Annotated in this window: 19 protein-coding genes and 1 pseudogene; 12 read left to right on the forward strand and 8 right to left on the reverse strand. The window is 34.0% G+C overall.

Features of this window, described 5'->3' with window-relative positions; translation table 11 throughout:
* Positions 1-39 precede the first annotated feature (39 nt).
* Entirely contained in the window at positions 40-1,158 is a 1,119-nt protein-coding gene (gene pstS, locus AXG55_RS07715; RefSeq protein ID WP_148697547.1) for a phosphate ABC transporter substrate-binding protein PstS, read from the reverse strand.
* A 267-nt stretch (positions 1,159-1,425) separates the two neighbouring features.
* On the opposite strand from pstS, the gene AXG55_RS07720 reads away from it, so the two are divergent.
* Positions 1,426-2,118, forward strand: a complete 693-nt coding sequence (locus tag AXG55_RS07720) for a Dph6-related ATP pyrophosphatase (protein WP_233231081.1) — start codon at positions 1,426-1,428, stop codon at positions 2,116-2,118.
* Between the two features lie 40 nt (positions 2,119-2,158).
* On the opposite strand, the gene AXG55_RS07725 is transcribed toward AXG55_RS07720, so the two are convergent.
* Complete coding sequence (locus AXG55_RS07725) at positions 2,159-3,151, reverse strand: ABC transporter substrate-binding protein (RefSeq protein WP_148697549.1); 993 nt, start codon at positions 3,149-3,151, stop codon at positions 2,159-2,161.
* A gap of 211 nt (positions 3,152-3,362) precedes the next feature.
* Between AXG55_RS07725 and AXG55_RS07730 the strand changes: the two genes are divergently transcribed.
* The 5 genes from AXG55_RS07730 to AXG55_RS07750 all read left to right on the forward strand — a co-directional run bounded on the left by AXG55_RS07730 (position 3,363) and on the right by AXG55_RS07750 (position 8,831).
* Positions 3,363-4,124 (forward strand): substrate-binding periplasmic protein, encoded by a 762-nt coding sequence (locus AXG55_RS07730; protein ID WP_148697550.1) that lies wholly within the window; start codon positions 3,363-3,365, stop codon positions 4,122-4,124.
* A gap of 152 nt (positions 4,125-4,276) precedes the next feature.
* Positions 4,277-5,053, forward strand: a complete 777-nt coding sequence (locus tag AXG55_RS07735) for an amino acid ABC transporter ATP-binding protein (protein ID WP_272866899.1) — start codon at positions 4,277-4,279, stop codon at positions 5,051-5,053.
* Positions 5,054-5,073: 20 nt separating this feature from the next.
* Positions 5,074-6,621: an ABC transporter substrate-binding protein/permease gene (locus tag AXG55_RS07740; protein WP_148697551.1), complete on the forward strand. Its 1,548-nt coding sequence runs from the start codon at positions 5,074-5,076 to the stop codon at positions 6,619-6,621.
* On the forward strand, positions 6,618-8,114 hold the full coding sequence (locus AXG55_RS07745; RefSeq protein ID WP_148697552.1) for a M17 family metallopeptidase: 1,497 nt from the start codon (positions 6,618-6,620) through the stop codon (positions 8,112-8,114). The genes AXG55_RS07740 and AXG55_RS07745 overlap by 4 nt, the downstream gene beginning before the upstream one ends.
* A gap of 108 nt (positions 8,115-8,222) precedes the next feature.
* Positions 8,223-8,831, forward strand: coding sequence for a hypothetical protein (locus AXG55_RS07750; protein WP_148697553.1), 609 nt, complete (start codon positions 8,223-8,225; stop codon positions 8,829-8,831).
* On the opposite strand, the pseudogene AXG55_RS07760 reads toward AXG55_RS07750, so the two are convergent.
* Positions 8,824-9,903 (reverse strand): annotated as a pseudogene (locus AXG55_RS07760) (flavin monoamine oxidase family protein). The gene AXG55_RS07750 and the pseudogene AXG55_RS07760 sit on opposite strands and share 8 nt — an antisense overlap.
* 326 nt (positions 9,904-10,229) lie before the next feature.
* Here AXG55_RS07760 and AXG55_RS07765 point away from each other — a divergent pair.
* Entirely contained in the window at positions 10,230-10,718 is a 489-nt protein-coding gene (locus AXG55_RS07765) for a hypothetical protein (protein ID WP_148697556.1), read from the forward strand.
* Between the two features lie 105 nt (positions 10,719-10,823).
* On the opposite strand, the gene AXG55_RS07770 is transcribed toward AXG55_RS07765, so the two are convergent.
* Complete coding sequence (locus AXG55_RS07770; RefSeq protein ID WP_148697557.1) at positions 10,824-11,294, reverse strand: hypothetical protein; 471 nt, start codon at positions 11,292-11,294, stop codon at positions 10,824-10,826.
* A 423-nt stretch (positions 11,295-11,717) separates the two neighbouring features.
* Here AXG55_RS07770 and AXG55_RS07775 point away from each other — a divergent pair, with 423 nt between their 5' ends.
* Together AXG55_RS07775 and AXG55_RS07780 are read left to right on the forward strand one after the other, a co-directional pair.
* Positions 11,718-12,644 (forward strand): substrate-binding domain-containing protein, encoded by a 927-nt coding sequence (locus AXG55_RS07775; protein ID WP_148697558.1) that lies wholly within the window; start codon positions 11,718-11,720, stop codon positions 12,642-12,644.
* A gap of 73 nt (positions 12,645-12,717) precedes the next feature.
* Positions 12,718-13,500, forward strand: coding sequence for a class I SAM-dependent methyltransferase (locus AXG55_RS07780; RefSeq protein WP_148697559.1), 783 nt, complete (start codon positions 12,718-12,720; stop codon positions 13,498-13,500).
* A 2-nt stretch (positions 13,501-13,502) separates the two neighbouring features.
* Here AXG55_RS07780 and AXG55_RS07785 read toward each other — a convergent pair whose 3' ends face one another.
* Positions 13,503-13,799: a hypothetical protein gene (locus AXG55_RS07785; protein ID WP_148697560.1), complete on the reverse strand. Its 297-nt coding sequence runs from the start codon at positions 13,797-13,799 to the stop codon at positions 13,503-13,505.
* A 235-nt stretch (positions 13,800-14,034) separates the two neighbouring features.
* On the opposite strand from AXG55_RS07785, the gene gltX reads away from it, so the two are divergent.
* The 3 genes from gltX (at position 14,035) to AXG55_RS07800 (ending at position 19,772) form a co-directional block, all read left to right on the forward strand.
* Positions 14,035-15,489 (forward strand): glutamate--tRNA ligase, encoded by a 1,455-nt coding sequence (gltX, locus tag AXG55_RS07790; protein ID WP_148697561.1) that lies wholly within the window; start codon positions 14,035-14,037, stop codon positions 15,487-15,489.
* 4 nt (positions 15,490-15,493) lie between these two features.
* Positions 15,494-18,250, forward strand: coding sequence for a M16 family metallopeptidase (locus AXG55_RS07795; RefSeq protein ID WP_148697562.1), 2,757 nt, complete (start codon positions 15,494-15,496; stop codon positions 18,248-18,250).
* 88 nt (positions 18,251-18,338) lie between these two features.
* Positions 18,339-19,772, forward strand: coding sequence for a sensor histidine kinase (locus tag AXG55_RS07800; protein WP_233231082.1), 1,434 nt, complete (start codon positions 18,339-18,341; stop codon positions 19,770-19,772).
* A 59-nt stretch (positions 19,773-19,831) separates the two neighbouring features.
* Here AXG55_RS07800 and AXG55_RS07805 read toward each other — a convergent pair whose 3' ends face one another.
* The 3 genes from AXG55_RS07805 to AXG55_RS07815 all read right to left on the reverse strand — a co-directional run bounded on the left by AXG55_RS07805 (position 19,832) and on the right by AXG55_RS07815 (position 23,952).
* Positions 19,832-20,644: a substrate-binding periplasmic protein gene (locus AXG55_RS07805; RefSeq protein WP_148697564.1), complete on the reverse strand. Its 813-nt coding sequence runs from the start codon at positions 20,642-20,644 to the stop codon at positions 19,832-19,834.
* A gap of 314 nt (positions 20,645-20,958) precedes the next feature.
* A complete protein-coding gene (locus AXG55_RS07810; RefSeq protein ID WP_233231083.1) occupies positions 20,959-22,578 on the reverse strand; it encodes a beta-ketoacyl synthase N-terminal-like domain-containing protein in 1,620 nt (539 codons plus the stop codon).
* Between the two features lie 234 nt (positions 22,579-22,812).
* On the reverse strand, positions 22,813-23,952 hold the full coding sequence (locus tag AXG55_RS07815; RefSeq protein ID WP_148697566.1) for a L,D-transpeptidase family protein: 1,140 nt from the start codon (positions 23,950-23,952) through the stop codon (positions 22,813-22,815).
* Positions 23,953-23,964 lie beyond the last annotated feature (12 nt).

Here is a 23,964-nt window from a genome sequence, read left to right on the forward strand (position 1 = left end):
AATGAACTCATTCAAAAAAGTAACAAAAAGTTTTAAAAATTAAGTCTTGCTATCAGTCCATAACGGAGACTTATCTTTGTCAGACTTAATATCAACTTTCCATTTACTTTCAATTAATTTATAAGTTTTTTCAGGAATAGGAATATAATCTAAGGATTGTGCGGACTCAGCCCCTTTTGTAAAGGCATAATTAAAGAACTTTAAAACTTCACTTCCAATTTCTGGTTTGGATTGATTTTTATGAACTAAAATGAAAGTGGAAGCCGTAATGGGCCATGTGTCAGCTCCCTTCTGATTTGCGAGCAGAACATACATTCCTGGTGCTTTTTCCCATTCCGCATTTAAGGAAGCTGCTTGGAAAGACTTTCTAAAGGCCTCACTCACCTTCTGTTCATTATTTAAATCGGCTACCACAATATTAGGAACAACTTTTCCGTCCGCATTTTGCAAACGAGTCCAAGCCAGTTTATTTTGCAGTGCGTAGGCATATTCAACATAACCGATGGATCCAGAAGCGCGTTTTACCATAGAGGTCACGCCTTCATTTCCTTTACCACCCACGCCCATAATACCTTTTGGCCAAGCAACAGCAGTACCTGTACCTGCTTTCCAAACTTGGGAGCCTGCTTTTTCAAGATAATGAGTGAAGTTGAATGTGGTTCCCGAGGAGTCGGAACGGTATACGACAGTGATATTTTTACTAGGAAGTTTAAGTGTAGGATTGAGTTCGGCAATGCGTTTGTCATTCCAGTTTTTAATTTCACCGGTATAAATTTCAGCAATGAGTTTCGCATTTAATATAAGTTGTCCGTGGCTCACACCTTCGATATTGACAACAGGTACAATGCCTCCAATAATAGCAGGGAATTGCATAAGGCCTTTTTGTTCTAATTCTTCCGATTTAAGTGGCATGTCAGATGCGCCAAAATCGACTATTTTTGCTTCAATTTGTTTCAAACCTGCGCCTGAACCAATAGATTGATAATTGATTTTAATGCCTTTGTCCGCGTTGTATGCTGCCGACCATTTATAGAGCACAGGAGCTATAAAGCTGGATCCCGCGCCTGTAATTAAGTCAGATGCAAAAGAACTATAGCTTGCTGTAAGTGCTAACGAAGCCCCTAAAACTCGAGATGAAACGAACAATCTGTGCATCATAAACCTAACCTCTTAGTATAGTTGGACAAAATTAAAAACTCTAATAATTCAATACCACTTCCAACAAGTGAAGAGCTATTCCATTTTTACTAAAATTTACACTTTTATGTTGTTAAAAGAATTTGGCTATCTTGTGGCATTTCAATGAGATTGCAATAATAATGACACAAAAATGTCACAATCATGCAGGATGCACTAAAAGCTAGGGATTATTGTCAAACAAAAAATCTTTGTTATAGTTTTTAAAGCTTCTAGGGAGCAATGCCTTTGAAGAATTTATATCTAAATAAAGGAAATACTACTTTGGATCAAAAAAATATTTTTTGCGCATGGAATGGTGGACATGATTGTGGTTTAAGTCTTTATCATGCAAAAAAATCGAACCAAGTAAAGTGCCTTGTCACTCCCTTAGTCGAAATGGGATCGGCATACCGCACGAATATTTGTTCCCCGTCTCTACTGCGCGCACAAGCCGACTTGCTAAAAATACCTTTGCTTATTTTTAATACATCTTCAGAAGAATTAGAAGAAAATTATAAACAAACAATGGCCAATTTTAAAAAATATAAAATTGAGGGAGGAGTTTTTCCTTTTATCAACAACGAAACACAAAAAAATTCAATTGAAAATATTTGTCATAGCCAAGGTATTGAAGCTCATATGCCACTTTGGGAACGTAACAAAGAAGGATTGTTATCTGAATTTCTAGAACTCGGATTTAAAGCTAAAATTATTTCTGTCAATGAAAAATATTTAACCCGGGATTTTCTTTCAAAAGATCTTGATAAAGATATTATTGAAGAGTTTCGAAACAGAAAAATCGATTTATTTGGTGAAAATGGAGAGTTTCAAACCATTCTTTATGAAGCTCCCTATTTTAGCCAACGCCTTCAGTTAAAAGATGGTGATATTAATCTTAAAAATGGTTACTGGACATTAGACATCACCAATCAAAATTAAGAAAAATTTTTATTTTTATTTAAAATAAGACAAGTTAAAATTAAGGTAAAAAAGAATTATCTAAATATTCGCTTGCTTTTGGTATTTGCTGAATTAAATCTACTTTTTTCATCCAACCAGCATAGGCTTCAAATCGCGATTCGGATTGATAGCCCCATTTTGGTGCATCGGCTTGAAACATGCTGGATAGCATTTTTGTAGATGCATTTACTAAATTACCCTCGAGTTCGGGAACTTCCTCTATTAAAATTTTAGCAGCTTGCTCCGGATTTTGAATTGCAAATTCAAACCCAAGCGAAGTGGCTTTCATGAAATTTTTAACCAGATCTGGTTCCCTTTTTATTTTATTTTCGCTTGTTATAACAAGAGGTGAAGGTTTATTTAATTCAGAAAAATGTTCATTTGGACAATATGTTCCCACCGAGACACCTTTGAGTTCTGCAGCTAAAATATTCCAAGCTCGGTATTCCCACGTAAAATCAACATTTTTTAATGTTGCTGGCAAAAAATCCTGCGCTCCTGTGGTAAGTATTTTTAACTTATTAAATTGCGCGCCATTTTTTTCAAAAATATATTTTAAGGTTGCATTTTCTTCAGGACTTCCCCAACCTCCATAACGCTTTCCTTCTAAATCTTTTATTGATTTAATTTTTGAATTTGTACGCCAAACAAAACAGGAAGAATCTTTTTGAATAATTCCAGCTAAAGAAACAATAGGAACATGAGCATTGCGTGCATAAATAAGATCATTGGCGTAACTAATACCAAAATCCGCTTTTCCCGTGCCAACAAGAGCTGTTGCTGTCGTCTGTGTTGGATTCAAAATCTTTAATTGAATGCCATATTGAGAATAAAAACCTTTATTTTTTGCAACATAAAATCCAATGTGATTGGTATTGGGCTTCCAATCAAGCAAAAGGCTTAGATTTTTTAATTTTATATTTTTTTCATCTGCATTTGAATCCGCATGGCTTTTTAAAGAAACAAACACAATTGATAAAAGTGCCATAGAAACAATTCTAATTTTAAACATAGCAAGACCTCAGGACAAATCATATTCAAAACACATGAATACTACGAGAGTTTTGTCGCGACAAGGGTTTGCAATCAAAAAAGAGAACATGATTTGTTCAATTTCAAAATAAACAAAAGACAAAGTTTTGACCGCTTTTAAGTTTTAGTCATAAATTTAATTTTATAAATTAGAGATATGATTAAAAGTCATTTTATAATAGGAGCTCAAATTGAAGAGTCATACCTTGGTGAAAATAATCTTCGCTATATTGAGCTTTTTTTTATTAATTTCAAACACTTACTCCGAAGATAGTTCGTTTGAAATTTCAGTAGGCCTTTTACCCCCGCAAGTTATCAAATTGAACAAGACTAAGCCGGAAGGATTGTTCATAGAAGTTCTTACTGAGGCATTAGAAAACTCTCATATCCCTTATAAAATCAAAATTTCCCCATGGAAAAGAGCCGTTGAAGAAAATGCGAGTACAAATCAACTCTATTACTTGATTCGCACTCCCGCACGAGAAACTAAATACAGTTGGATTACTTCATTATATGAAGATCCTTCTGCTCTTTACAATTTAAAAGACTCCCCCACTATTAGAAACTTTGATGATTTCAAAAAATTAAAAAATATAGGAACTTTCGCTGGTGGTGCAGGAGAAAGTCTACTAAAATATTTAGGATTTGAAAAACAAATTTATTATTGCAAAGATGATGAACAATGCATTAAATTATTAATAGATGGCACTCTTGATGGTTGGTTTTCGCAAAATTTAAAATCAAAATATTTGATGAAAAAATTAAAAATTGAAAAAATGTTTAACAAAGAGTTTATCCTTTTTAATGGCCAGGGCTATCTGGCTGCTTCGTTAAATATGAGTAAAAAAGACCAAGATATTATTAGAAATTCCATGGAAAAGTTTAAAAAAAATTCGAAATATAGACACATCTTGAAAATGTACGGAGCAAAACCTCCTGAAACTCACAAATAGATCACCTCTCCGTTTGGGCAGTAGAACTCTTTTACAAATTTTGCATTCTTTTGTTTCCAATCGCAATAAAACTGTGATACCTGCAAGTGCTTGGCGTTAGCGTACTATTTTCTCTAACACATCTCCTGTAAAAAAATTATAAGGGGTTTTTTATGATGATAAGTGCAACGGGTGCATATATTTCCGTAAAAAATTTATCAAAAAAGCATGGTCATTTAGAAGTTCTTCGTGACATTAATCTTGAAGTAACACCTGGTGAACTTACTGTTTTAATTGGGCCTTCTGGCTGTGGCAAATCAACTTTGTTACGCTGCCTGAACGGACTTGAAACATTAGATTCTGGGTCGATTATCATTAATGGTATTGTGCTTGAAAAAAACGAAAAAACGCCTTCATTATCTTCGGATTTTGATAAAAAAGCCCGTGCTATTCGTGAGAATGTAGGAATGGTTTTTCAAAATTTTAATTTATTTCCTCATCTCACTTTACTTGAAAATATTACAAAAGCACCCGTTGTCGTAAAGAAAATGGCTGTAAAAGAAGCTCAAGAAAAGGCAAAAGATCTTTTGGTAAAAGTGGGACTGGCTACGCACGCAAACCACTATCCTTGCCAGCTTTCTGGGGGCCAGCAACAAAGAGCCGCTATTGCGCGCGCGCTTGCCATGTCACCTAAAGCTATTCTATACGATGAACCCACATCCGCATTAGATCCAGGATTGGTTCATGAAGTTCTGCAAGTCATGAGAACTCTTGATGATGAGGGCATGACACAAATCGTTGTGACTCATGAAATGCGCTTTGCCCGTGATGTAGCTGACCATATTGTGCACATGCAAGAAGGTAACATTGTAGAAATCGGAACTCCCGAGCAAATTTTTACAGCGCCTAAAGATGAAAGAACTCGTCATTTTCTTCGTAATTTTCTTTAAAAGAGGGGGGTGTTTTTATAATGCTACAACTCCGTTACTTTGTTGTTTCTTTATTTTGTTTCTTTAACTCTCTTCCTGTCTTTGCCCAAGAAGGGCAAAAAACCCTACGCTGGGGCAGCGATGCGGACAGCGGCGCTCCCTACGTCTTTCGCAATGCCAAAGACCCTTCCCAAATCATTGGTCTCGATGCCGACATCATCCATGCTGTTGCCGATCACTTGGGTATGAAAGCCGAATTTGTCCAAAATCAGTGGGATGGCCTTATTCCAGGACTGCTCGCAGGCAATTACGACCTTGTGATTGACGGTCTCGAAATTATTGAAGAAAGAAAACAAAGCATAAGTTTTTCTGACCCCTACTACATAACTCATGAACAAATTGTAGTGAATAAAGAAAACTATGAAATAAACAAATTAGCCGATTTAAGAGGAAAACGCGTCGCGACTTTACCAGCATCTCTCGCCTATAAAATTTTAGAAGATGTTGGTGGCGTACAAGTTAAAATATATGATGAAGAGGTTAATGCCTACGCTGACTTAGCCGCAGGCGATAGACTCGATGCGGTTTTACTCGATCAACCCATTGCTCAATACTATGCCAAGCATAATCCAAAATTAAAATTTGTTGGATCCCCTATTGGTCATATGGAATACGGAATTGCATTTCGTAAAAATGATAAAGAACTGCGCTTAAAGGTAAATAGAGCTCTAAATGAACTCATTAAAAATGGAAAAATTCAACAAATTCACGAAAAATGGGGTCTTTGGAATAAAACCACTGCTGAAACTTGGAATGTTTCAGCTGAATATAAATCAGAACCTTATGGGTATGAAGATTATCTCAGCAACATGGGTCTAGAAAAAACCTGGCTTGATAAAGTAAAGCAATATGTGAGCTTTTTGCCATTATTAGCTAAGGGGGCTGTAGTTACTTTAGAAATTTCTATTTTAGCTATGATTCTTGCTGTTACTTTAGGTCTATTCATAGCTTTAGTGCGTTTATATGCACACCCATTTTTTTCAAAATTAGCGCTTATTTACGTTGAAATAATAAGAGGAACGCCTTTATTAATTCAACTTTACATTATTTTTTATGGACTTCCTCATCTTGGCCTTAAATTAAGTCCGTTTTTTGCCGCCGTCATAGGACTCGGTCTTAACTACGCCGCCAATGAAGCAGAAAATTACCGCGCCGGTTTAACTTCAATTCCTTCCAGCCAAATGGATGCGGCCTTCGCTTTAGGCATGTCGCGCTTGGAATCTTTGCGTCATATTATTATTCCCCAAGCCGTGCGCGTAGTCATTCCCCCTGTGACAAACGATTTTATTTCACTTATTAAAGATTCATCTTTAGTTTCTGTCATCACACTCATTGAATTGACCACTATTTATGGTCAGCTTGCTTCCACCTATTTTGATTATCTTGGCATTGGCCTCCTTGCTGCATCTGTTTACTTTTTGATAGGATTGCCATTCGCACGCCTCTCAAGAATGGCGGAACGTTACTTTGCGGTGTCCAACAGAAGAAATTTCAATAAAAACATTCAAGCACAAGGAAGTGTGAAATGAAAACAAGAATTGCAATTGAATTATTTGAAACTTTACCAGAAAAAGTAGATACTCTTTTTTCTTTAATTTGTGAAAATTCACTGCATTCGCCTTGCTTAACAGATCTTCCAGCACGATTAAAAGAAATTGGTTTTACAGGTACAGCTCAAGAGAAAAAATTAATTTCACAAAGTAACAAAGTAATTGTCGCTATTGGTGCTGGTTCCACTTTAAAAAATACGGAGCTGAGCGGTTTTCGCAAAGCCATTGGAAAAACCATATCCGAAGCTAAAGATCAAAACTTGACTCAAATATGTGTTGAAATTTATCCTACAGAGCATTCGGATTTAGAATATATTTCCTATGTATTCGCAGAAACTGTTACGTTAGCTTTATATTCTTTTGAACACAATTATTCAAATCAAGTATTTCCACAAAAAAAAGCACACTCCGTTGAAGAAATTAAATTATTTATTAGTGGCTCAGCAACAGTGCATGAAAAATTAAAAGAAAATATTACAAAAGGAATGGCAAGAGGACAAAGTTTAAATTTTGCTCGTTACTTAAGTGATTTGCCTTCAAATCAATTGCGCCCTAAAGATTTGTCTTTACTTACCCAAGAAAAATTCTCAGAACTAAAGCATACCAGTTCCACTATTTTAGACAAAATAGAACTTGAAAAACAAGGTTTTGGTGGGATTATTGCTGTAGGAAAAGGCAGCATTTATGACCCTTACTTAGCCATTTTCGACTACAATCCTCCCGATGCCAAAGAAACCATCGTCCTCATTGGTAAAGGTGTTACCTTTGATACGGGTGGTTATTCTATAAAACCCAAAAAATTTCATGATGAAATGAAATATGACATGTGTGGTGCTGCTAATATTTTTTCCGCAGCTTATATTGCTGCTAAAGAAGAAATGCCGTTACGTATTATCTGTATGCTCGCCTGCGTTGAAAATAGTATTGGTGATTACGCGCAAAGACCAAGTGATGTCTACAAAGCTTGGAATGGAAAGTTAGTCGATGTCTACAATACCGATGCCGAAGGACGCCTTATTCTCGCCGATGTCATTGCCTACTCAGCTTCTTTTGCTCCTAAAATGATCATCGATTTAGCCACGCTTACAGGGGGCTCAAGTCAAATTGCAAGCAACATGGCCGCTATTTTATGTGTGAATCAAGAGTCTCTTGTTCCCTTAGTGAAAAACGCTGCCGCCCTTGCTGGTGAAAAGTATGTGCATCTCGAAATTTTACCCGAAGCCACAGAGAGTATTAAAGGAACAGTTTCCGACTACACCAACATGAATAACAAATGGCAAGAGGGTGCTGCGACCATGCATGCCGCCGCTTTTTTACAGGAATTTGTACCTCCCGAATCGCAATGGATTCACCTTGACATTGCGAGCATGGCCTATGGAGGACGCGATAATAGCTATTTATCCACCACAGGTGCCACCTCATTTGGAGCGCGCACCATTGTCCACATTTTGAAAAAAATAGCTGAAGAATAAAATCAAGTCTTTACGTAAGAATATCTAAAAAATTTGTAAATAATAACAGGAATACATTCTGAAAAACTTCCTATAGAAATTCAAACTCCTTTTAAAAATATAGAAAAAATGTTGCCACGCGAAAATAATTTAATTATTTTAGGTTCTGATGAGAATCATTTAAAATCATTAATAACTTATGATAGTAAAACAAAAATATTTAAGACTCTTTATTCTGACAAAAATTTAAGCATTACAAATTTTTCAGTTTCCCTTAATGGTTTGATTACATTTTTTACTCTAACAAGCTGTAAAACAAAGCTTATCAAATCAATGGAAGAAGCTCAGGAACGTATTAACGATTCGCAATTAGCATATCAAGTTTATCCAGAAAGAAATAACAGTGAATTTCAACAAGGAGATATTATATATTTTGATATATCTGAAGACTCAATGAATAATCATAAAAGTTTTTTCAACTACAATTATGCTGTGTCGCCTCAGATATTGGAAAATGAGGAAATAAAAGGGCTCTCACCTAGCAATATGTGCCAAGATTTATTTGGAAAAAATGCCAAAAATAAATGTTTTGAAGTCGTAGAAAATTTTGAATATACTTATAAAATATCTGGTGATTTTCAACACATAGAAAAACCTTTTTCAAGAGCTAGTAAGGGTCAAAGAACCGTTGAAACAGAAGTGAGAACATTTCAAGGGATTGTAAAATTTTTCAATTAAAATAATTTTTAGCTGTATTTATTGCGGTTTCAACCGCACCTTCAATATAACCATAATGATTATAGCTCGTATGTTCTCCAATAAAAAACAATCGATTGTTTAACTCGGGTAAATTAAAATTTCCAAATAGAGTAGTCATTTGTCCCACCAAAGGACAGCTATAAGATCCGTGGGTGTATTTATCGTGTATCCAATATTTTTCGACAAATTAATTAGTGTAATATTGCTGTGATTCTGGCCATACTTTATTATAAAATTCTAAGGTTTTTTGAATAAGATCCTTATCCACTTTTTTTCCAAAGTGACCACCAAACCAAGTGTTCAAAGCACCACTTTTCCCATCTTGCTCAAGCGTAGAATCCCAAAAACAACCCCCAAGTTCATTTGCTGCAAATCTTTCTGAAGTATTATTTAACCAAAAACGATTGTTAAAATTCAATATTAGTTTTCCATTTGTACCAAAACCAAATTGATTTATATTTTTCATTTTAATAGGATTTAAATTTAATTTATCAAAACCATCAATGCGTCTTAAAGCTCCAAGTGGAATTGCCATGACAACTTTTTTTGCTTTGACTTCTTTTTTTCCAAAAGGAGTTATAAAAGTAAGTAAAAAATAAGTTATTCTATCGGAAATTCTTATTAATTTATGTCCTATATTCAATTTAATTTTATGAGGTATTTTTTCTTTTAAAGTTTCAATTAATTTTATATTTCCTCCTTTAATATAATACTTTTCATCTAATGATTCATAAATTGTAAATGTTTCTTCACTGCTAAAATCAGTTGGAAATGTTTGCAAAAATACAATGGAACTGATTTCGCTCATATCGGGGCCCATGAGTGTACTATATGCTTTATTCAGAATTTCAATAAACCAAGGTTCCACGTCTCTGGCATATTGTTCCAAATATTCTGTGCCCGATATGTTATCAAGCTCTTTCAAGGCCTCTTGGTTTGTTTGATAATCGGGCCATATTATTTCATTATCAACTTTGAATTTGTCTAATATGTTTTTATTAATATTTCCTAATTTTTGAGCTTCCTTAAATATTTCTGCGTTGCTTTTCATTTCATTTTGCGCAAAATAAATATCTTTAGAAATATTCTATCCCCTACGAGTTCAATATTCAACTCTTTACACAAATTAAGGGCAAAGAGTTGATCGCTATTTATATGCTCCCCGCCCAGCTCCACATGTTGATCGTCGCCATTAAAATTTAAAATGGTTTGAACACGTTTATCATTTAAGCTCTCATTTGGAAAATAGATTTTTAAAAATCCAACTGCTTTCCTATACAAATATTTGACTCTAATTATTTTTTTGACATACTATTTTAAAAAAATCAGCCTATATTTATTTAGATCCCTAACGCAATATAAATTATAGGAGCATATATGTTTGATTTGCCGCCACAAGTTTATAATGTTGATAACAATCAAATAGAAACCATCACTATACCTGAATATTACCAAATACCTTTAGCAAGTCCCAAACCTACAGTATTGCAAATTAATAATCAAACGGGATATAAAGTCTATATTACTTCGTCTGTAAATAATCCTGCTGACTGGTATAATGGAGCAAATCCGGGTGTTAATTTTAATGGTGTCACTATTGATAGCTCAAATTATTTAAAAAGAAATGAAAATGTTAATTCAACAACAGCAGCAGCTTTTTTTAATATGACTTTAACATTTACAGCCAGAAGCGGTGATGAAGCAATTGGTATGACCATTAATCAATTGGATGTATTTAAACCAAACGCTACAAATATATTTTACCCAACTTTTAGAGTTGGAATTCAAGATTTTACTGGTAGTTATAGAGTCGATCAAACTATTTTAGGTAATGCAAATATATTTACATTAACTCACAATCAATAACATTTACTTTCACTAATTTTAAAATCATAGGGATATATTTCAAGATTTATTAAGCTTTTTTCTCAATTGAAAATGCAGAATTGATTCACTTCTTAGAGTAGCATCTCAATATAACATTATCCTTCTCAAAAGAACAGTTTTGCAATTCTTTTGAGAAATTTTTTTATCATAATGATTAAAAAATTTCTCAATAGCATGATTTAATGAAGTGGAAATTTCAAAACCCTTTCCTTTTCCTAAAGCTTCATTCTCTGGCTTTTTTAAAAATGCCTGAACCTTAGAAATTTGATAAGCTTCCTGTTCCAGTAAGGTCGCCGCATCAAAAAAATCACCATGATTTGAATAAGTAGTATCCTCTTTATTTTTTGTAAGAATCATTTCATAATTTGCACTTCCTAAATTAAAATGAGCTTTAAATTTATCTTTAAAATAAGCAGACCAAATGATCATAGTAGGAAAATTTTGAGGAGGAAAAGGGTAATTATCAAAACCAGAAGAATTTCCAGGATCCATTAATACAACACTTTTAATGGAAGTTATTTTTTGATTTTCTTTTATACTATTAACAATAGACATTCCACACATGGAATGGCCTAAAAATGAATGAGAAGAGGTATTTATTTTATTTTTAATTTTCTGCAGGGAGGGATAATATAATTTTAAATTGACATCGTTGCATATTTTATGAAATTCAGTTTTGAAAATGGTTTTATTATTGGATAAATTTTCAGCACAGTATCTCGGATTTTTAATAAATAATTCTTTATAACCAACATTATAATTTGGATAGACCCAAAAAACTCATACATTCCTCTAATAAATTCAATAGAATGAAATAATATTTTTGTTACTTCAATATCATACATATTAAAAAATAAAAAAAATATCAGATAATATAGATTACCAAAATATTTTTAACTTAAAGAATTAAATTTCTTGCATAATTTACATTTTTTAAGTATAAATCTATATATTAAATATAATAAGGAAAAAAATATCATGAAAATATTTAAATTAAATTCTATTTTATTTCTTTTTTACTCAAATTTTATTCTAAATATATCAAGCAATTCACAAACAATAAATACCAATAAAATAAATGAGTCTCCAACCGAAATATATGGAAATCATAAAAACGAAATCAAAATAAAAATAAGCAATGGAGGTGCTGGGCCTACAGGAATAATTAAAGCACTGGCAGAAGATTACCTTTCACAAAATATCGACAAAAAATTTGCCATAGCCTGGTATCAAAATATTTCCTTAAACAGTTTAAATCTATTAAAAGGAAAAAAAGTAGACATAGCCTTGGTGTACGAACCCATTGACGCACACAAATCAGTGAAAGAGGGACTCACAAGTCATTATACTTTAATATTTTACGATCATTTTTTAATTGTAGGCCCAAAGAAAAATAAAGCAAATATAAATAGGTCAGACTCTCCCAGTGCCGCTTTTGCAAAAATTGCAAAATATGGCGAACAACAAAATTCGAAAAAATTATTTTTATCTCGCAACGATTTTTCGGGAACTAATATAAAAGAAAGGCTCATTTGGACTCTCATTCAAAAAGCACCTTTTGAAGAAGACAATTCCCATTGGTACTTTAAATACTCCACATTTCCAATGGAAGCTCTATTAAAAGCGGACAAAGAAGAAATGTACACCATTACCGACTGGGGAACTTGGTTAAATGCTGCTAAAAAAATGAAAAATACAGAAATTTTTATTCGTGGCGGTGATGACCTTTTAAACCCCTGCGTGGCCTTATTGCAAAACAACCCTTCAAAAGAGGCTCTTGATTTTCTGAGCTATTTAAAAAGCGATCGCGCACAAAAAATAATTGCAAATCATGGCAAGGAAAAATTTGAAAGCCAAAGCTTTTTTACATCAGCACACCAACCAGAATTTGAAAATAAGTTGTAAAACTAATTTTCAATTTGACAATTTAATAATATATAATTAAAATAAAAATGATAAATTTTAAGGGGTTTTATTCATGCAGTGCAAAATATGTCAAAATTCAGTAAAATTTTTCGCTAAAGCTTCTATAATGGTTCAAAATTTTGAAGCAAATTACTATTTATGCGAGCAATGCGAATATGTATTTGTAGACAATCCTCATTGGCTCCCAATAGCTTATGAAGAAGGCATTACCGATTCTGACATTGGCCTCGTGAATAGAAATACAAGATTTTCAGTCATTACATTTGCTTTAATTCGATTATTTTTAAATTATAAAAGTAAATTTTTAGATTTTGCCGGAGGCTATGGTTTATTTGTCAGACTCATGCGCGATCTGGGTATTGATTATTACTGGCAAGATAAATACACAAAGAATTTATTTGCAAAATCATTTCATGCTAGGGAAAAGTTTAATACCTATGAGTTGGTGACAGCATTTGAAGTTTTGGAGCATTTGGAAAATCCCATACCAGAAATTGAAGAAATACTAAAATACTCCAACCACTTTTTATTTAGCACAGAATTGTTACCTAAACATAAGCCTTTACCTCATGAGTGGAATTATTACGCTTTAGAGCATGGACAACACATTGGATTTTTTTCTTTGAAAACCTTAAAGTTCATGGCTAAAAAATACAATTATAATTTTTATACAAATGGAGTCGACCTGCATTTTTTTACAAAAAGAAAAATTTCAAATTTCTTTTTTAAATTAATCACTAAATACTACATCGCTCTTTTTATTCGTTATGCTTTCAGATTAAAATCACTGCAAACAAATGATGAAGGAATTGTTAAAAATAAAATCTGTGTCTGAATTTAAATTCCACGTAAATAAGCAGGGATTTCAAGATCCATCTCAAAATTGATTTTGAGTTTATATTTGCCTTCGTAATTATGCTCTCCTCTTACGATGACATCAAATTCTTCAGATGAAATTTCCTTAATAGAATGTACGAAATCTTTATATTGACAATGAATTTCAACATATAACTCAGCTGCCGCAAGCGCATTGCGCGCAAATACAGTCACATGTTCTGTCCAGACGTCTTTTTTAAGAACATCTTGTTTAAAAATGTGATAATAAAATCCTCTTTCTTTGTATTCCGTTGCCATTTCCACAGATTTTCCGTCCCGTTCAGAAAGCTCAACTTATTGCGTATGTCATGGTTAAAAAAGATAAAAAACTCTCCTGATACCCAGGGCTTTAAAATCTATCCCGGCAGTATACGGCGCATGGCCTATTTTGCAACTCAGACAACCATATCTCCCGTTGCCAAAGGAACACAATATGAGGTAAAGCCTAGAGCATGGGATTCATTCCCTTTTAAATCACTTTAGGAGCCCTTCCATGCCGCACACCCAAAAAGAAGTTCGAGTTCGTATTGCGCCTAGCCCCACGGGTGACCCGCATATTGGAACCGCATATATTGCTTTATTTAACTATGTATTTACTAAAAAAAATAAAGGTAAATTCATTATTCGTATTGAAGATACCGATCAAAAAAGATACCGTTCTGATAGTGAAGCGATGATTCTCGATGCCTTAAAATGGGTAGGTATCCAGTGGGATGAAGGTCCCGACATTGGAGGACCCTACGCACCCTATAAGCAAAGTGAACGCAAAGAAATTTATAGAGAATATGCTGAAGCTTTAATTCAAAAAGGGCATGCTTACCGTTGTTTTTGTACAACACAACGTCTCGATGTTTTAAGAAAAACGCAACAAGCACAAAAACTTCCTCCAGGTTATGATCGACTTTGTCGTGACTTACCTAAAGAAGATGTGGATAAAAAAATTGCAGAAAATATTCCTTACGTCATTCGCATGAAAATGCCGACCGTAGGCAAAACAACGTTTAAAGATACCCTGCGTGGTAATATTGAATTTGAAAACGATGGTATTGACGATCAAGTTTTATTAAAAACAGATGGCTTTCCTACTTATCATTTAGCCGTTGTTGTTGACGATCATTTGATGAAAATAACCCATGTTATTCGTGGCGAGGAGTGGATATCCTCAACACCAAAACACATCATGCTTTATGAAATGTTTGGCTGGGAAAAACCAGATTTTTGTCATTTGCCCTTGTTACGTAATGCAGATAAATCAAAAATATCGAAACGGAAGAATCCGACTTCCATAAATTATTACCGCCGTAAGGGAATTTTACCAGAAACATTGCGTAATTTCCTTGCCTTAATGGGCTGGAATTTTGGAGATAATGTCGAAAAATTTAGCACACAAGACATGATCGAAGGCTTTACTTGGGATCGCATGACTCTAGGCGGTCCGGTATTTGATCTCAAAAAACTTTCCTGGTTAAACGGACAATATTTAAAAATAGAAAGCAATGACAAATGGCTTACCTGCCTAAAAGACATTGTATTTAACGATGAATATTTATTAAAAATCATCCCACTTATTAAAGAGCGCGTTGAAAAATTTGAAGATTTTATTGACAACACAGCCTTCTTTTTTCAAGGCGACTTAAATTATGCCAATGCTCCTTTGGTTCCTAAAGGGCGCACCGCTGCTGAAATAGCAGGCTATTTAAATGATTTGGTGCTTAAACTTGATATCTGTGAAAATTGGAATCATACTGAGATTCACAATATATTTAATGAATATCTTGCGGAAAAAGGATTAAAACCAAAAGATGTTTTTATGCCTATGCGTGTTGCCGTAACAGGAAGTAAAGAAACACCTCCCTTATTTGAATGTATTGAAGTTTTAGGTAAAGATATTGTTCAAAGAAGAGTACGTCTCGCAATTGATTTTTTAAAAACAATGAAAGAGCAATAGGATAATGTTCAATAAAAAAAATCCCATTATACATCGCTATCTGTCCAACGGAATGGAAGTATACTTACATCCTTCTGATTTTGCTCCTGTGGTTTCCATTCAAATCCTTGTTAAAACAGGCTCTCTGGATGAAGAGGATCAGGAAAAAAAAGAAGGCGGCATGGCGCATGTGTTGGAACACATGCTGTTTAAGGGAACAAAAAAATATCCTCTCACAGGTCAAATTGCATCGACGGTGGAATTTGAAGGTGGGGATATAAATGCTTATACCACATTTGACCATACCAATTACCACTTAACAGCTCCAAGCACATTTGCTTTAAAAGGCTCTGAATTACTTCTGGATGTGGTGCAAAATAGCACCTTAGATAAAGAGGAGTTAACGCGAGAACTAGAAGTTATTATTGAAGAAATAAAACGCTATCGCGATAATCCCAACGCTGTGGTATCGCACAATTTGTTTGCTCTCTTTTATGAGGGAACACGCATGGCAAATCCGGTAATTGGATTTGAGGAAGTTGTGCAAAATTTTAAGCGTGACGATATCTATCATTTTTATAAAAAATGGTACATTCCGAACAATATGATTTTTATTGCATCCGGTGACTTTAATTCTCAAGAAATGCTTGAGCACCTTACAAAACTTTCAGAAGATTTTTTACCACAGACCTTACCCCTAAGAGAGCGCCCTGCGCTTTCTGTAAAAAAAGAAAAATACGAGCCTAAAGCTTTAATAGAGCGTGGATCTTGGCAAGAAATACGCGTGCAATTGGCCACGCAGGCTCCAGCATTAGAAGATCACGACATGCCTATCTGGGATGTTTTTGCTTCTATTTTGGGCGAAATTGATACTTCTCGGTTAAATCGTATTTTGCGCGATGAAATGCAAATTGTCACAAGCATTGATTGTTCTTGTTACACCCCCAAATATCCTTGTGGCATGCTTGGGATTGGTTTTTTTGGTATGGCACACAATTCCCTGCATGCCCTAAAAATTATTGTCCAAGAAATTCGGAGACTCTCTGAAGTCCCCCCCACTCGTGAAGAACTGACAAGGGTGTTAAATACTCTTAAAGCACAACGCATTTATTCGCGTGAAAGTATGGATGGTATTTCTCGTTGTGCTGGTTTAAGTTTACAAACATCCCAAAAAATGGAATTTGAAAACTTATATATGCAATCAGTTTCAAAAGTAACGCCAGAACAAATCAGAGCCACTGCTCAAAAAGTGATGACACAACTTGAGCAAGGAAATTTTCACATATCTGTTACATTAGCAAATGAAGCCTTGCCTGAAATTACTGAAAAAGATTTCATTAATGCTGTTCTTCATAGTGCAAATATGATTCATCCCAATAAAGAGCCCTTGGAGTTAAGCTTACGACAAAGTAACAAACCAAATTATTTGAAAGAAGACTGGTTAGCGTTCTATCAAAAAAAATCATCTGAAACGAATCCTGATGTAAAACAAATTAAAATAGCTCTTCCTTTTGGCAAAGTTTTAAAAATTAATTACAGATTATCAAAAAGACTGCCTGTCACAAGTGGGATGTTGTTACTTCAAGGCGGCATGATGTCCGAACCATCTGACAAAAATGGAACCAGTGGACTCATGGCAAGCATGCTGACACGTGGCACACAGCGACAAAATTATCGCAAATTCATTGAAGAACTTGAAGATAATGCTTCCAGCATTAGCGCTTTTGCATCGCGAGATCTTTTTGGAATGCGTTTTGATTCCATAAGTGAAAATAGTTTAAGAACAGCTCAAATGTTGTTAGATTGTCTTTTTAGACCTGAATTTTCATATTCCGAATGGACACGTACTCATAAAGAAACAATTGAAGTGATTATTGCACAGAAAGACAGTCCTAATGCTGTTCTTGCTAAAATATCACACCCTTTATTATTTCCTAGTCATCGTTATTCTTTCTCAGGAATTGGTACAGAACAGTCTTTAAGTAACATTGTAAAAGAAGATATTCATAAAAACTGGTCTGATCTTTTTAATGCTCAGGAATTTGTTTTTTCCATTGCGGGAGATTTCGATTTAAGATCATTTGTAAACTTAATTGAAACAGAATTTAAAACCTTTTTCGATTCCTTTTATGAAAAAAAGGAACACCCCAAACAAAGTACACCGCCCTTCCCCACAGAGCACGATGAACTCGTGGGCTTTCATGAATTGCAAAGAGAACAAGCTCATATCACAGTGTCTTTCCGTTCTTATCCCATTTCCGATCCTCGTCGCACAGCCCTTGAAATAGGAGCCACAATTCTTGCAGGCCAAGGGGGAAGACTCTTTCTCGATTTACGCGACAAAAAGTCATTGGCCTATGCTGTGAGTGCCTCACAATCACCGAATGTTTTAGCAGGAGTGTTTACGGCCTATATTGCCACTGCGGCTCACAAGTCACGAGAAGCCATAGAAGGTCTCAAATCACATATTGAACAACTTGCTCAAGAACTACCTACATTAGATGAAGTAAAAAGAGCCCAACAAACTGTTCTAGGATCGCAAAGTATTGAATCACAGCATCATAGCTATCAGGCTTCGCAATTGGCTATGAGCGATGTCTATGGTCTTGAATTCGATAATTTTTTACGTTTTACAGAACGTGTCAATGCGGTTACGCCTGAAATGGTCAGTAGCGTGTTAAAATCCTTATTGAGTGAAAATCCTCCTGTTATTACAATTGTGGGACCTAAAGAAACATGGATTCCAAATAAAAATGACCCTGTTTTAAAGTGGAATCTTTAATATTACATAGAAAAATACATGAGGGTTTTCTTAAATTAATCGCATCATAAATTAACAATAATTGATGTACATAGGAAGACTCTCATATATGGATTATTCGTTTTTTTTTAATACCTCTAAAGATGCTTTGTTTTTAATTGATAAACAGGGAAAAATAACATCTGCAAATTTTATTGCCAAAAAATATAACTTAACAGAAAATAAAATTTTATATTCTTTATTGGTTCAAAGTGAATCACTTAAAACTAAGGAAACAATTGACAGTCTTATAGAAAAAAACTCTCGAGAATCACAGCTCCTTGAGCTTACATGTTTTCCCGAATTGCTATCACGTACCCGCTGGAAAATCACTTATATTAAAGAATTAGAACAAATTGCTTTTTGCTGCGAAGAACTCAGTCAATTTTCTCCTGAAGATTTTTTACTTCACACCGGACTCATGAAAATCATATTCGATCACGATCCCAATTTAATTGCCATTACAAATCTCAAAGGACATTATTTATTTGCAAATAAAGCAGTTTATGCATTTGCATCACTACCGGAACCTTATAATGTAGAAAAATTAAATCATCTTATTGAAGAAAAAGAATTGTGGCTACCAGGACATGAGTCTCGAAATGAGAATTTGGAAAAAGAAGTTTCTGATATTGAACTCACCACCGATCCTTCAGGTAATGCAACTTGGTTTGAAAATATTCGTGTTCCTATTAAAATGACATTTGGAGAAAATGTACATTTGATCATTTCAAAGAACGTAACAAATTGGAAGTTATCCGAAAAAAGATTAGTTGATCACCAACAAGCTCTTTTCCATTCTAATCGATTATCCTATCTGGGAGAAATGGCGGGACAAATTGCCCATGAAATTAATAATCCCTTATCAATTATATTAGGAAATTCCCAACTCATTAAAAAAAATCTCCAGGAAGAAGGAAGTAAAGAAGAAACTGAAACTCAATTAAAATCGATTCAAAAAATTGAAACCATGGTCGAGCGTATTTCAAAACTCATAAAAATGATGCGTGCTTTAGCAAAACAAAATAATACATTACCACAAACGCATTCAAAAATTGCTGATTTAATCTCAAGCGTTCTCAGTACTTTAAATGATAAATTTAATTCCTATGAAATTAAAATTGATTTTCAAATGAATCACTTAGATAAAATTGAAATCTTATGTTCATCAACAGAAATTTCACAGGTTTTTCTAAATATTCTACTTAATGCTATAGATGCTTTAATTTTATATCCTAATGATATTGAAAGAAAAATATCTGTTAATTTATCGCGTAATCAAAAAAATATTATTATTGATATTTCGAATAATGGTGAAGAAATTCCTGCGGCTATAAAAGATAGAGTTCTTGAACCTTTTTTCACTACAAAACCAGTGGGACATGGAACGGGAATAGGGCTCAGTATTTCTAAAAGAATAATTGATCAGCATCATGGAATAATTACATTTAAAAGCACTCCCGAACTGACAACTTTTACAGTAACTCTTCCTATTGCTGATTGAATTATATTTTTTTAATTCAGTAAATTAGTAACCCCAAAAACAATGGGGGTTTAGCTTTGTTAATTATTAAAAGTGTATTTTTTTTTCGATAAAATTTTACTTATATCACCATTTTTTAAAGCTATTTTATATTTTTCATCGTATTTTTTTAGAATTTTTTTTGCGTTTGGAAAATTTTTTCTTATGCATAATTTAAAAATATTTTTAAATGATTTTCCTAGATTAATTTCTTTAATTTTAATATTATTTAAATTTTCATGTTTTATGATATACTGAGCATTATAAGCAAGAATTCCTGGAATAATATCAGCTCTATTAGCGTTTATCATTTTTAAAGCGTTTATCAAATTTGGTGAAAAATACACATTATTTACCATGCTTTTTTTATTAAACAAATACTCTTTACCCCAACCATTACCAATATAGTCCATTAAATTAAAATTCTCGAAATCTGAAATTTTTTTAATATTTTCAATTTCTTTTATTTTTGAGTTATATTTAGAATAAGCCATAACAATTGGACCTTCATAAGTAATATTTTTTTGGAATAAAAGATATTTCTCTCTTTCTTTAGTGGATACTGTTAAGTGAGCATCAAACTCTCCCCGTCTAACATAATCCTGAGCTCTTTCCCAAGGAAAAGCTTCTTGAATAACTTTATAACCCATCATTTTTCCTAACACTAATTCTGAAATATCAATAAATACTCCAATAGTTACATCATTTTCAATAAAAGATAATGGAGGAAAATCTTTATAATAAGCAATTTTTATTACTTTAATGTCAGGTTCAATTGAATAGACGTATAAACTATTTAATAAAAACACAAAACACAATATACACTTAATTATCAGAGATATTTTTTTTATCATAAAAATAAGTTTTCTCCTTTTTCTATTTTTATTATTCGATTATTTTTAAAAATAAATGAGTTTTTCTTCAAAAGATTGACAAAATTATTTTTAGATATTTTTAATTATACTTCAAAAAATAACACTAATTATAAAATATATTTACACTAATTACTCAAATATATTAAAGACTTTTTAAATAAAAAATGAGAAAAAATATTATTTTTTTAATTATAAAAATTTTAAATGAAAAAAAATCTTATTATTACAAAATGATTAAATCAAGGTTAACAATAATTCAAAATAAGACAGATCAGTGGCAAAAATATTATTTACTAAATAACTCTGGCAATAACACAACTTGTTGTACCGCCTAAACCTAAACTCAATTTTCCACAAATTAACCCTTCTTCAGAAGCGGGAATTTCAATACATTTATCTAATAATAAATTGCGTCCTAAGTTTGATATTTTGAGATTGACTTTGTGAGGCAAAATACCTGAAGGTAACAAATTGTATTTTAAATTATCTAATTTTTTTGTCCCCAAAAGTTGCGCTGTCAATTCCCAACCCCCACCAACGGACATCCCATGACCAAATATTCCTTTACGAGCAGAAATATAGGCAGACTTAGGAACATAATCTTCAATTAAAGTGAACTCATTCCAATCTCCGGGCGTTCCGGTCGCATGCATATCCCAAAGACGAATTTGTGAAGGACTCACCCCTGCATTTTCAAAGGCCCGCTTAATAGCAAGCTTAGGGCCCTCTTTTGAAGGAGTGATAATATGCTCGGCGTCACTGCTCACGCCCGCCCCTAAAATTTCCACAGACAAAGGCTCAATGCCAAAGGCTTGCATGGCATCTTCTGCTGCTATAATCCAAGTGCAAGCCCCTCCTGAAATGTGCGTTCCTCTTAAATCACAGAAAGGCACACCATGGGAATCGCCCAAAACAGCCAAACGGCCATTATAAAATGCAGAAATCAATTCGTTAGAAGGGTTGGCATCGGTGGCACCAATGATGGCCAAATCGGTGCGGCCACTTTGAATTTCTAGCAAAGCATTGTCAATTAATGTTCCAAATGATGCACAAGCACCTGCAAAACCTGTAGAAGTTCCGTGTAAATTGAGAAGCATAGAAGCTTGTGCTGCCGCTACATTGGGAACATTCCAGAGTAAATTAGGAGAAACACATTCCCACGGTGCCTGGGGACACTTATATTTTTCAGATAATAATTTGCGCGCCTTCGTTTTTGAACGGATTAAGGCTAATTTGGCAGCTTCAATATCCAAACCCACAACAGGTTGTGTTTCAATTGCTTTTAATTCCTTGAGATATTCATGATACAACTCAGACTTTTCAGTCCAAAAGGCATTCCATTTTTTAAGAGCCTCAAATCTTTCATGAGAATCTACAGGAAATTGATTTGGATTAGCAGGCGCTAAAGGATCGGTCGTTATTTTTTCCAAATATTCAGCACATGCTTTATTACGTGAAGGGTGAGCCCAAAATGAATTCCATTGAAAGAACCCCGCATCACTTTCGCGTGCCGCCATGCTGATAGTAGGAATATCAGCTAAGCCATTTGCATATTGAATTGTGAGCCGCGGATCTAAAGTTTTAATCACTTTTTCGAGCCCCGGTCGGGATTCAACAGCATCAATGAGAGTACCCACAGCATATTTAACCAAATCACCACTTTTTTCATTTAACAGCGAATAGCGCTTAAAATCATGACGACTTTCAAGCCATTGTTTATATTTAGAAAAATCAAATTTAGGAATACCAGCTAAAAATACATTAGATAGAGATTTCTTTAAAGAAAGAGCGGATTCCCCTTTTTCAACTACAGTTAGAAATTCATCCAAATTGGAGGCACCTGGTGCCACTACGGAAGCAGCGTAAAGAAAAACTTTTCGACGCTTCACAGGAGAGGGAGAATTTATAGTCATGCGCGACACTTCCTCATTGGGGGTTGTGAACATTATATAATAATTAAGCGAGTATAACCTGCTTAGAAAGGACGATACAAGCAAATTTGATAAGAAGACAATCCCTAATATCTGTGCCTTTCATAAAACAAATTAATTTTGCATATCATGTAGACTTATACAAGCTACTCAATTTATTTATAAGAAATAAAAGTAATTTTTATTGAGAAAAGATTTTATAAAGGAAGGAATACTTTATTCATTTCTTTTTTTTACCGGATCATTAATCACGGCAAGCTCGGAAGCGCCCCGACGCACACCATACCATTTTTCAGCGATAATTTTATAATCATCACCTTCTTTGCGTAAATATAAAAATTTTCTACCAAAATCATCCTTATCTGGAGAGGAATATCTCTGAAAAAATTCAACTAATAATTGATTTCTAAAGGCGAGGATTTTAGGTTCACTGATACTCACACGAATATCCCCTTTGCGCATTTTTGCTAAACGGGATTTCATTTCCAGCCAACCATCTTTGTCTTTGCCCAAAGATTGGAAGTTTGCGGAATAAAAGCTCAAATAAGTCTCAAATTGAGAGTCTTCCCAACTTGTACGCCAGGATTCGATCATATCGATAACGCGCGCTTTTTCCTTTTTCACAGATTCATGACTTACGAGTTTCATCTCATCAACAATGACCACAGGTGTTTGGAACTCATAAACATATTGAGTGATATCAAGAACATCTTCATTTTTTAAAGCCACACAACCTTCTGTATCAAAAGGTCTTTGCATGCGATCATTGGTATCAACACCATGAATCCATATCCCTGAACCGGTTTTCCTTTGTCTTTTGTCAAAAATATTAGGATAATCTAAAACAAAGGCACGGGGACCGTATTTGCGTGCGGAATTTCCCCAAATCTGCGTTAAAAAAGAACCTTCTTTTCGCCCTACGATAAAGTAAATTCCTTCCGGAGTTCTATTATCACCTCTAAACTTTTTATCACCTTGTTCTTTCCCTGTAATCGCATGATATGTTTTTACTAAAGCATAATTTCCACTGGCCACAACCTTAAAAACGCTCAAACGATGTAAATTTTTTTCCACCACCATGGCGTAGGTGGGCATAAAAGCACCTAAACTAATAAATGCGGATGGTATTGCTGAAATAAACGAAGGTTTCGCTTCTGTATTCATTTTAGGGATTTGAATATCTGTTTTTTGTTGAATGGGAGCTGGCATAATTTGACTTGGAAATATTTGCTGATAATCCGCATTTTGTACCGGAGTTTGTTGCTGTGGAATAACTCTATTAGGATAAATACAAAATAGAACAAGACCTATATGGAACAATTTTAGGTATTTTTTAATGTAAAACTTTGTCTTCACGCTGCAAAGTCT

The sequence above is a fragment of the Silvanigrella aquatica genome, from assembly GCF_001907975.1.
Taxonomy (GTDB): Bacteria; Bdellovibrionota_B; Oligoflexia; order Silvanigrellales; family Silvanigrellaceae; genus Silvanigrella; species Silvanigrella aquatica.